Origin of the sequence: Wohlfahrtiimonas larvae, from assembly GCF_002006755.1 — a bacterium.
Lineage (GTDB): Bacteria > Pseudomonadota > Gammaproteobacteria > Cardiobacteriales > Wohlfahrtiimonadaceae > Wohlfahrtiimonas > Wohlfahrtiimonas larvae.
In genome coordinates this window covers 1-10,219 of the sequence record NZ_MVDO01000054.1, presented here as the reverse complement: position 1 = coordinate 10,219, position 10,219 = coordinate 1, and the positions used below count along the sequence as shown (strand labels likewise).

The 10,219-nt window shown below is 37.5% G+C and carries 11 protein-coding genes; 7 read left to right on the top strand and 4 right to left on the bottom strand.

Going from position 1 to position 10,219, the window contains the following annotated elements:
* On the top strand, nucleotides 1-733 hold a 733-nt coding region (locus BZK14_RS03710; protein ID WP_281249065.1), incomplete at its 5' end, for a vitamin B12 dependent-methionine synthase activation domain-containing protein.
* 43 nt (nucleotides 734-776) lie between these two features.
* On the opposite strand, the gene BZK14_RS03705 is transcribed toward BZK14_RS03710, so the two are convergent.
* From BZK14_RS03705 to BZK14_RS03695, 3 genes are all read right to left on the bottom strand, one after another.
* Nucleotides 777-1,412, bottom strand: a complete 636-nt coding sequence (locus BZK14_RS03705) for a peroxiredoxin-like family protein (protein ID WP_077925244.1) — start codon at nucleotides 1,410-1,412, stop codon at nucleotides 777-779.
* Between the two features lie 141 nt (nucleotides 1,413-1,553).
* On the bottom strand, nucleotides 1,554-2,411 hold the full coding sequence (gene ypfJ / locus BZK14_RS03700; protein ID WP_077925243.1) for a KPN_02809 family neutral zinc metallopeptidase: 858 nt from the start codon (nucleotides 2,409-2,411) through the stop codon (nucleotides 1,554-1,556).
* 70 nt (nucleotides 2,412-2,481) lie between these two features.
* Nucleotides 2,482-2,910 carry a PACE efflux transporter gene (locus BZK14_RS03695; protein ID WP_077925242.1) on the bottom strand — a complete coding sequence of 143 codons (429 nt, stop codon included), beginning with the start codon at nucleotides 2,908-2,910 and terminating at the stop codon, nucleotides 2,482-2,484.
* 202 nt (nucleotides 2,911-3,112) lie between these two features.
* On the opposite strand from BZK14_RS03695, the gene BZK14_RS03690 reads away from it, so the two are divergent.
* The 4 genes from BZK14_RS03690 to BZK14_RS03675 all read left to right on the top strand — a co-directional run bounded on the left by BZK14_RS03690 (nucleotide 3,113) and on the right by BZK14_RS03675 (nucleotide 7,133).
* Complete coding sequence (locus tag BZK14_RS03690; protein ID WP_077925241.1) at nucleotides 3,113-4,531, top strand: aminotransferase-like domain-containing protein; 1,419 nt, start codon at nucleotides 3,113-3,115, stop codon at nucleotides 4,529-4,531.
* A 144-nt stretch (nucleotides 4,532-4,675) separates the two neighbouring features.
* Nucleotides 4,676-6,010, top strand: a complete 1,335-nt coding sequence (locus BZK14_RS03685; protein ID WP_077925240.1) for a cytochrome ubiquinol oxidase subunit I — start codon at nucleotides 4,676-4,678, stop codon at nucleotides 6,008-6,010.
* The gene (gene cydB, locus BZK14_RS03680) at nucleotides 6,010-7,002 is read left to right on the top strand and encodes a cytochrome d ubiquinol oxidase subunit II (RefSeq protein WP_077925239.1); all 993 of its coding nucleotides are present in this window, start codon (nucleotides 6,010-6,012) and stop codon (nucleotides 7,000-7,002) included. Before BZK14_RS03685 ends, cydB begins: the two co-directional genes overlap by 1 nt.
* Nucleotides 7,002-7,133: a DUF2474 family protein gene (locus tag BZK14_RS03675; RefSeq protein ID WP_077925238.1), complete on the top strand. Its 132-nt coding sequence runs from the start codon at nucleotides 7,002-7,004 to the stop codon at nucleotides 7,131-7,133. Before cydB ends, BZK14_RS03675 begins: the two co-directional genes overlap by 1 nt.
* Before the next feature lie 93 nt (nucleotides 7,134-7,226).
* Here the strand turns inward: BZK14_RS03675 and BZK14_RS03670 are convergent, their stop codons facing one another.
* Nucleotides 7,227-8,183 (bottom strand): DMT family transporter, encoded by a 957-nt coding sequence (locus BZK14_RS03670; protein WP_077925237.1) that lies wholly within the window; start codon nucleotides 8,181-8,183, stop codon nucleotides 7,227-7,229.
* A 271-nt stretch (nucleotides 8,184-8,454) separates the two neighbouring features.
* Here BZK14_RS03670 and BZK14_RS03665 point away from each other — a divergent pair, with 271 nt between their 5' ends.
* Nucleotides 8,455-9,657 carry a multidrug effflux MFS transporter gene (locus BZK14_RS03665; RefSeq protein WP_077925236.1) on the top strand — a complete coding sequence of 401 codons (1,203 nt, stop codon included), beginning with the start codon at nucleotides 8,455-8,457 and terminating at the stop codon, nucleotides 9,655-9,657.
* A gap of 76 nt (nucleotides 9,658-9,733) precedes the next feature.
* A partial coding sequence (locus BZK14_RS03660) for a hypothetical protein (RefSeq protein WP_143691313.1) occupies nucleotides 9,734-10,219 on the top strand: 486 nt, incomplete at its 3' end.

Below are 10,219 nucleotides of genomic sequence, written 5' to 3'. Positions count from 1 at the left end.
AGCGATGCTCGCTAAAATCTTGGATGAAAAATGGCTCACAGCAAAAGCTCGAGTAGGTTTATTCCCTGCCAGCAATGCAGGTGAAGATACAATTTTATACACAGATGAATCCCGCACAGAAGTATTAGCAACCTTGCATCATGTTCGCCAACAAACAGAGCGCCCAGCAGGTAAACCCAATCGATCATTGGCTGACTTTGTGGGTGATGAAGATTATGTGGGCGCATTTGCTTGTACCGCGGGATTGGGCATTGAGCCATATTTAGAAGCCTTTGAAGCAAAACATGATGATTATGCATCCATCATGTTAAAAGCATTGGTAGATCGCTTTGCAGAAAGTTTTGCCGAATATCTCCATAAATTAGTACGCACAAATTTATGGGGCTATGCCAAAGATGAAACCTTGGATAATGAAGATTTAATCCGTGAAGAATACATTGGTATTCGCCCTGCACCTGGTTATCCTGCCTGCCCTGAACACACAGAAAAAGGCACTATTTGGGAATTATTGAAACCTGAAGAAATCGGCATGAGTTTAACTTCAAGTTATGCGATGTATCCGCAATCATCTGTATCAGGCTTTTACTTTGCTGATCCTGAAGCAACTTATTTTGGTGTCGGCAAAATTGGGCGTGATCAAGTAGCAGATTACGCAAAGCGCAAAGGTTGGGAATTGAAAGAAGCTGAAAAATGGCTCGCCCCAAATTTGGGTTATGAGCCTGATGATGAGTAGAGCCTATATTCATATGCCCATATAAAACTATGGGCTTTGACTATTAAAGCATGGAAACAATATCTCTTGGTTCTGCACGCATCATATAGTTTGTTTCCACAAATGCATAAGTGATTTTTCCAGAAGGCGCGACCACATAAGTTGCAGGAATTGGTAATTCAAAAGAATCATCACCATTGATAATGGTTAAATCTGCACCCATTTTTTTATAAAGATCACGAATGTTTTCATCCAATGTAAATACTAATCCAAACTGCCTAGCAATTTGATTATATTGATCAGCAATCAGAGTGAGATCAATCTTTTTTTCAACTTTTAATTGTGCGCTATACTCTTCCATCTGAGGAGAAATAAATAAAAATTGCTGTTTGGATAAATTCAACTGATGAATAACTTGATGATAATCTGCTAGCTCGGCCATACAGAAAGGACACCAATTACCACGGAAAAAATTAATAATCACAGCACCATGTTTCAATAAATCATACAAATTAATTGTTTGACCATCCGTATCTAATACAATAATCTCTGGGGCTTGATCCCCAATTTTCAGAGCTTTCTGATCAATTTTCTTCTCTATTAATGCATTGAGATCCTTACCAAATGCATCTAAAACTTCACCAGAGAACTCCTCTGCCATTTCATCTTGAATCTTTTCTAAAGCTTCCTGTAATGCCATAATTATTCCTTGCTATTTTATAATATTATCTTTAATTTTTTCTCTTACTCTTATCCATATAATTGTATAAATGTTCATAACAAAATAGTTCCATATGAAGATAGTACGCATTTAAAAATATTGAGAATAATATTTTCAGCGTTAATTAAATGTATTACAAGCTTGGATGCTACCTGTTGTAAAACCTTTCTTAAACCAAGCTTGACGTTCTTTTGATGTGCCATGCGTAAAACTATCAGGCACAACTCGCCCACCACTTTGTTGCTGTAAACGATCATCACCAATTGCAGAAGCTGTATTCATGGCAGATTCAAAATCACCCACTTCCATCAAACCTTTATCTTTCACGTATTTCCCCCAAATACCTGCAAAGCAATCCGCTTGCAACTCTTGTTTTACAGACAACTGATTGGCTTGCTTTTGACTCATTTGGCTTTGCAATTCTCGAACTTTCCGATTAATCCCCAACAAGTTTTGGATATGATGTCCAACTTCATGCGCAATCACATAACCTTGTGCGAAATCACCACCACCGCCTAAACTACGCTTCATATCGTTATAAAATGATAAATCAATATACACCTTATAATCTGCAGGACAATAAAATGGCCCCATTGCGGCTTGGCCATAGCCACAAGCTGTTGAGGTTTGCCCTGTATATAAAACCAATTTAGGTGCTTGATAATTTTTACCTGACTTTTCAAACTCAGCTTGCCACAAATCCTCTGTCATCCCTAAAGCTACTGCTGTGAAATTTGCCATACGCTCTTCTTGAGGAGATGCTTTAGTTTGACTTTGTGTTTGGGCTTGCTGTGGAATTTCACCATTCAATAATGGCGTTAAATCTACGCCATAATAACCTGCCACTAATACGACAATTAACAAAACAGCGCCTGCCTTACCTTTTATAGGAATTGGTAATCCCCCCAAACCTTGTTGGCGATCTGATCCGCGTCGATCTTCGATATTGTGACTACGTCTTTCATTTTCCCAGCGCATTGATCTCACTTTCAATAATGATTAAATCATTCAGTATAAAACATGATCAATAATATTGATCTCATGTTTGCTATGACCTAACAATTTTTTTTCTAACTTTGTCATAGCACCAATTATAAATATAGGTATAAAATAAGAAAAAAATCAAAAAGCCAATTTCAATCATAAAAGCTTCCACTAAGCTTACTTTTAAAAAGAAAGCAATCATTGGTACCGTAAATATCACTAATGTACTTTCAAAACCAATTGCATGTAACATTCGAATTTTAACAGGTCGATCACCATTCACAAATGGAAAAATACGATCGAATAACCAATTAAAAACAATATTTAACAGTAAAGCTGTCACAGAAATTAATACTGATAAAATTCCCATCGATGAAATAGGTTTATTCAATATAAAAACTCCTATTAACATAGTGAAAATAATGGCAAAAAACTCAAAAGTAAATGCATGAAAAATTCGTTCTTTTACCGAACGATGGTTAGATAGTGCCATAAAATAAAATTGTAATTAAAAACAGATCCTTATTATAGAGCAAATATCATCAGAGCTATAACTCATTCATTTCATCATTCAATAGATGTATTTCTATGAAAATCAGAATAAATATTGATTTTATCAAAACATTTAGAGGAAAATGGATCATAATTCTATTTTTAAGTTTTTAACCTTCTCTATCTCAGTTGAATGATTCTCTATGAAACTATATGAAAAATTTGCCAGTGAACTGATTGAACTGATCCGCAATGGTACACTCAAAGGTTCTGAAAAATTACCTTCCATTCGTCAAGCAAGTAAACGTTATGGCATCAGCCAAGCAACTGTCATAGAAGCTTATTATTTATTAGAAACTCAAGGACTCATTGTTGCGAAAGATCGTTCAGGATTCTATGTCCGACCAACACTGAATCATGCCCTTAAAAGCCCTAAACAAATTACTAACACATCACAAACAACTGAAGTGAATGTCAGTAATCTTATTTTTGCTACTTTACAAAATGAAAAAGAGTCCGATACGATTCCTTTAGGGACTGCCTTTCCTAGCCCCGCAATGTTCCCCATCACTGAGCTTGCTCAAAGTATGAATAAAGCTATGCGGCATTTAACACAATATGCTGATGAGCTTATTGCAGATATGCCAATTGGTAATCCTGAATTAATTCGTCAAATCGAGTTACGTTATCGTTTAAGTGGCACAGCTGTTTCACCGGATGAAATTATCATTACCAATGGTGCTATTGAAGCACTCAGCCTATCATTACAGGCTATTACCCAAGCTGGTGACCTAATTGCTATTGAATCTCCTTCCTTCTATGTCACATTACAACTATTGGAGCGATTACAATTAAAAGCAATTGAGATCCCTGTTGACCCTATTTCTGGCATGGATATCTCAGTGCTCGCAGATTCTCTTGAGAAATTTGACATTAAAGCTGTTGTTTTAATGACTAATTTTCAAAATCCTTTAGGCGTTTCATTATCTAGTGAAAAAAGACAACATTTAATGCAACTGATTCAACACTACCAATTACCAACATTGATTGATGATGTTTATGGAGAACTCTACTTTAGTAAAACAATGACTGCTTCCTTAAAATCACTAGACGAATCAGGACTAATCATTCACTGTAGCTCTTTTTCTAAATGTTTAGCACCGGGTTTTCGTATTGGCTGGTTAGCAGGTGGAAAATTTACCGAATCCATTGAACGATTAAAATTAATGAGCACGCTCTCACCATCTGTACCTGCGCAATTAGCCATTGCATATTATTTACAGCGCAATCATTATGACCGGCACTTGCAACGTCTTAGATATCAATTAGCCCTCTCTCAACGTTTAATGCTTTCAGCTATATCCCGTTATTTCCCATCCAACACAGCCGTTACAGAGCCTAGCGGGGGATACTTCTTATGGGTAGAATTAGATGAAAGTATCAATACATTAGAACTTTACCAAAAGGCATTGGAACATAAAATCAGCATTGCACCAGGCCCTATTTTTTCTGCTTCTCAAAAATTCCAACACTGTATTCGTTTGAATTACGGTATGAAATGGACTCAAGAAATAGAAGAGGCCATGCTGACATTGGGCAATATCATTAAAAAAATCATTTAAAATATAAACAAGATACTTATAAAATCAATAAATTAATTAAAACTGTTATGTTTTTTATCTCAAAACTGTATCTGTATTGTTTCTAATCTGATTGTAGAATGGGCACACCAAAAATGCCAGTCATTGCAGTCATAGGAGCAAAACATGTTTGGGCTAGAAGCGCTAGATTTAGCGCGTATACAATTCGCATTCACAGTTTCATTTCACATCATATTCCCCGCCATTACGATTGGATTAGCAACATACCTTGCAGTACTAGAAGCTTTATGGCTCAAAACAAATCAACCCAAATACATTAATTTATTTAACTTTTGGAGCAAAATTTTTGCCGTTAATTTTGGTATGGGTGTTGTTTCAGGTGTTGTTATGGCATTCCAATTCGGTACACATTGGAGTGAATTTTCAAGATTCGCAGGCGGCATCACAGGCCCATTATTAACTTACGAAGTCACCACTGCATTCTTCTTAGAAGCAGGCTTTTTAGGTGTCATGATGTTTGGACGCAATAAAGTCAGCAAAGGCATGCATTTCTTTGCAACATGTATGGTTGCACTCGGCACAAATATCTCTATGTTCTGGATTTTATCATCCAACAGCTGGATGCAAACGCCAACAGGTTACGAAATTATCGATAATCAAGTAGTACCAAAAGATTGGCTTGCAGTTGTTTTTAATCCTTCCTTCATCTATCGATTAGTACATATGGCAATCGCTGTATTCATGACGACAGCATTATTCATTGGAGCAGTCGGTGCATGGCATTTATTAAAAGGTGATCAACGCCCTGAAAACAAAACAATGTTTTCGATGGCGATGTGGCTATTATTAGCTGCCATTCCATTACAGTTTTTAGCAGGCGACCTGCATGGTTTAAATACACTTAAACATCAACCCATGAAAGTTGCTGCGATGGAAGGTCATTGGGAAAATATAGGCAATGAGCCAACGCCGTTAATTCTATTCGCAATCCCAGATATGGCACAAGAAAAGAACCATTTTGAGATCAAAATCCCTGCGCTTGCAAGTTTGATTTTAACGCATAGTTTGACTGAACAAGTACCGGCATTAAAAGAAGTTGCCAAAGAAGATCGCCCAAATGTGCCATTAGTATTTTGGAGCTTCCGCATCATGGTTGGCTTAGGTTGCTTAATGCTACTCACAGCTGTGATCAGCCTTTACCAACGTAAAAAACAAACATTCTACACCAATAAAAACTGGCTTCGCCTTGTGATTGCAATGGGTCCAACAGGTTTAATCGCAATCTTAGCAGGATGGTTTGTGACAGAAGTGGGCCGTCAACCTTGGGTAGTTTATGGATTGCTACGTACCCAAGATGCTGTTTCACCGCACACAACGTTGCACATGAGTATCAGTTTAATCAGCTTCATCATAGTCTATGCATTGGTCTTCATCACAGGTTATTTATATATGATCAAGCTCATGAAAAAAGGCGTTAACACTACACAAGGAGCAAACTAATGAGCACAACATTTGATCCTTCATTCATCTGGGCAGCATTAATTATTATTGGCGTCACAATTTATATCATCACAGATGGATTTGACTTAGGAATTGGCATTTTACTCCCCTTCATCAAAAATGAAGCAGAACAAGATCAATTCATTGATAGTATTGCCCCAATTTGGGATGGCAATGAAACATGGTTAGTTCTAGGCGGTGCCGCATTAATGGGGGCTTTTCCATTGGCTTATGCAGTGATTCTAGAAGCCTTTACGATTCCTATTGTCATCATGCTATTTGCTTTGATTTTACGTGGCGTTGCTTTTGAGTTTCGTGTGCACTCTAATCACAAATTACTTTGGACACGTGCATTCATCATTGGTTCATGGGGAGCAAGCTTCATGCAAGGCGCAATGGCTGGAGCATTCTTACAAGGCTTTGATATGAATGGTCAGAAGTTCATCGGCACAGATATGGATTGGCTGACACCGTTTTCAGTTTTGACTGGACTTGGCTTGGTGATCGCTTTTGCATTAATTGGCAATTATTGGGGAATGATGAAATGTCAAACTAGCATCAGAAATCGCTTGGCTAAACTCAGTCAACCTATCTTAATGACGTTGATCATAGCTTTAGCATTGATCGCTCTCCTAATGCGCGCCTCAAGTAATATCAATTATGACTTGGATAATGGTCGGAAGATCATCATTGCAGCATGTTTCATCTTAATCCTTGTAATCACAATCATCTTATTTACTGCAAAAATTAAAGATATGACAAAATTCCTATTAACACTTGGTATTGTATGTTTAGGCATGATCGGCTTTATGACGATGTTTTTCCCTTACATCATTCCACCAAGCTTAACATTAACCGATGCAGCTTCATCAAGTGCTAGTCAAATGTTCTCTCTCGTTGGCACATTGATCATGCTCCCAATCATTCTGCTCTACTTAAGCTGGACGTATTACGTATTTCGCGGCAAAGTTTCGTCGGAGGTTCATTACTGATGTCTAATCACAATTCAACATTGAAACAATTGGGCTGGATGTTCCTATTATGGTGCAGCGGTGTTGGTGGATTATTCATCATTGCTTTAATCATCCGATTCATGCTGACTTCAGCAGGTTTAACAAGTTAAAAAATAATGCATCTCCATCAGCCCCCTTACTCCCAAGTTATCATCCCATCTTTTTAATCTGAGATGTGATACCCTTGCTGATTGGGATGCGCCCTATCCCCTAATTGGAGAAGGCGTCATGCTTTCTCCTTCTTTTTGTCCAGTTTTTGCTGTGTGATTCACCAAATAAATTGCCAAAAATATCAAGAAACAGCCCAAGATAAATTTGAATGTTAATGCTTCACCCAAGAATATGATGGCAAAAGCTGTCGCAAACATGGGCACTAAAAATAAAAATGAAGACGTTTGGGAAACGCCACCCTTTTGCAAAGCCATAAACCACAATGAAAAAGAGCCAATGGATGCAGGAATAATTAGCCAAACCAAGTTAAACCAACCTAAACCACTCAACTTAGCCCAATCATAGGATTCTGATGATGATAATGAAATCACAGATAAGATAAATCCACCCATCAACATCTGCCAACCTGCCAAGCTAAATGGCGTGCTATCAATCCGACAAAAGCTTCTGACAGAAATTGTACACAATGCCCAACTTAAAGCACCGAGTAATGCAAAGATCATACCTAAATAGCTTCCGCCCTTGCCTAATTTTAAGCACAAAATCACGCCCAAAATACCAATCAATAAACCAATTAAGCGCTTCATTGTCAGCTTTTCCATTTTTGTGAAATGTGCCAAAATTAAAACCCATAAAGGATTCGTAAAAAATAGAACGGATGCTAAGGCCGAATCAATACGCATCAATGCTAGATTTAAAAATCCCATGGCAGCTGCCGTTTGTAATAAGCCCACGATGGAAACATTCAAGAAGCCCAAAAACATAGAACCTCTAAATGTTGGAATCACACCAGCTAAACCATATTGATAACGACAAATGGCTAAAACAATCATCCCTGCCACCACAAACCGCACACCGCCCAAGAAAAATGGTGGCAATGCTTCTGTTGAAATTAAGAACTTCCCTGTAGGAAATGAAGACCCCATACAAAAAGTCGCCACTAACAGTAGCACAATGAACCCTAGATTCTCTCGATTAATCACATTCATCCCTTTGCTACTTTTTCGTAGCTTTTAATACCCTCACATATTAATTAGCAGATTATGATTAATTCGTCATACATTATTTACTATTTTATTCTAATTTTGTTTAATAACTCATACACATTATATTGCCAATTTACTTAAGCCATGATAGCTGTCATCAAGCGCAAGCGTGGGAATAGGAATAGTTATGCTATAATTTTTCATTTTATTTTGATCTTTACGCTGATAAAAACTAGCAATTCGAAAGATCTTTAATCAATGGCACTTCAATTTTATGGCTCTGTTTACTCCTAAGAAACTTCCCAATGCAACGTTATTGGTGATTATTATTACGCTGATGGGCGCATTTGCACCAATGTCGATAGATCTCTATTTACCTGCATTTTTACAAATTCAGGAAGGGTTAGGAACGACGGATTCCGAAGTAAAAAAGACCTTAACGCTCTTTTTAGTTGGGCTTTGTATTGGCATGATATTTTACGGGCCACTGTCGGATAAATATGGCCGCCGAAATATTATCCTAATTGGCGCAACAACCTACTCTTTAACGAGTATTGCAAGTACCTTTATTGCCAATATTGAAGGATTGCAGGTATTACGTTTAGTGCAAGCGATTGGTGCTGGCGCTTGTATGGTGGTTGGACGAGCAGTCATTCGAGATGTCTTTAAGGGCAAGCAAGTAGCGGTAATGATGTCCGTTGTGCAGGTAATTATGATGATCGCCCCCTTATTAGCACCATTAGTTGGTGTGATGTTGCTCTATGTTTTTGATAGCTGGCGCGCACTCTTTTGGGCATTAACCTTTTTTGGCTCTATGGCCTTTTTTCTCACCTTTTTCTTTTTACCAGAAACTTATCATAAAGAAGAGCGCCCTGATATTACGTTGCGTGAAACATTTTATAATTACTTTTTAATCTTAAAAGATCGCCGCTCATTAGGTGCGATGCTTGGCTGTGCACTTCCTTCAGGTATTACGTTTGCGTATGTGACAGGATCATCTTATCTCTATCAGGCAAAGTACGGCATTTCAGAGCTCCATTTTAGTATTCTTTTTGGGTTAAATATTGTGGGAGTCATCGTCAGTGCATTCTTAAACATTATCTGTTTGCGCCGTTTTAATGTGATTACTTTGGTGATTTTTGGTTTAGGTTGGATGAGTCTTGCTGGTATTGTGATGTTAGTGATCGGCGATCATTCCTTGATAGGTTTCTTTATTTCAACATTCTTACTGATGTGTGTTTCTGGTTTTATCGGCAATAATATTGTGTCACAGATTATTGAGCTCAATTATCATCGTGCCGGCGCAGCAATGGCGCTGAACTCTTCGACACAATTCTTTGTGGGCGCAATCGCAAGCTTAATCGTCACACATCATCAAGAGATGTTAGTGCCAGTAATGGGCATTTCAGGCATCTTAGCGGTGATTGCTTATTTAATCCTCTATCAACCTTGGAGAGAAGTTAGAAAGACATTATGATTAATCTCATCTTCTATTGATATTCGCAGACATTAAAGTATAACCTAATGCTTTTCTATTACCTTCAAGGATTCACATGAAAGATTATGATGCATTAATCGAGCAATACTTTGCTAGCAATAATTTTAATTATTCAACATTATATTCACTGTGTGAATCTTTTGAACCTAAGAATACTTTCAAAGATTATAGTTATACATTCACTGAATGCTTAGAAGGTTTTGCAGTGCAGCACTTCTCTATGCTGAAATCTTTGGACCAAGCACCACAAACAATATTCGATGGCGAATTATCTTCCATTCAAACAGATATCTTAAAAGCATTGGCTTATTTAGCACTGTGCCATATGAAATACGGTGCAAGCTATGATCAAGTCACAGCCAACCATTTGTATGAGATCATTCAAAAGTTATCGCCTGCATTTTATGAAACTTTGAAAGTTAATCACACAGCTCAAAATGAACAGATCACATTTCAATATAACGAATACTTTGCCACCATTCATATCATCTTCCATCAAACAGATGAAGAAGCATTAAAAGCTGCATTAATAGCAATTAAT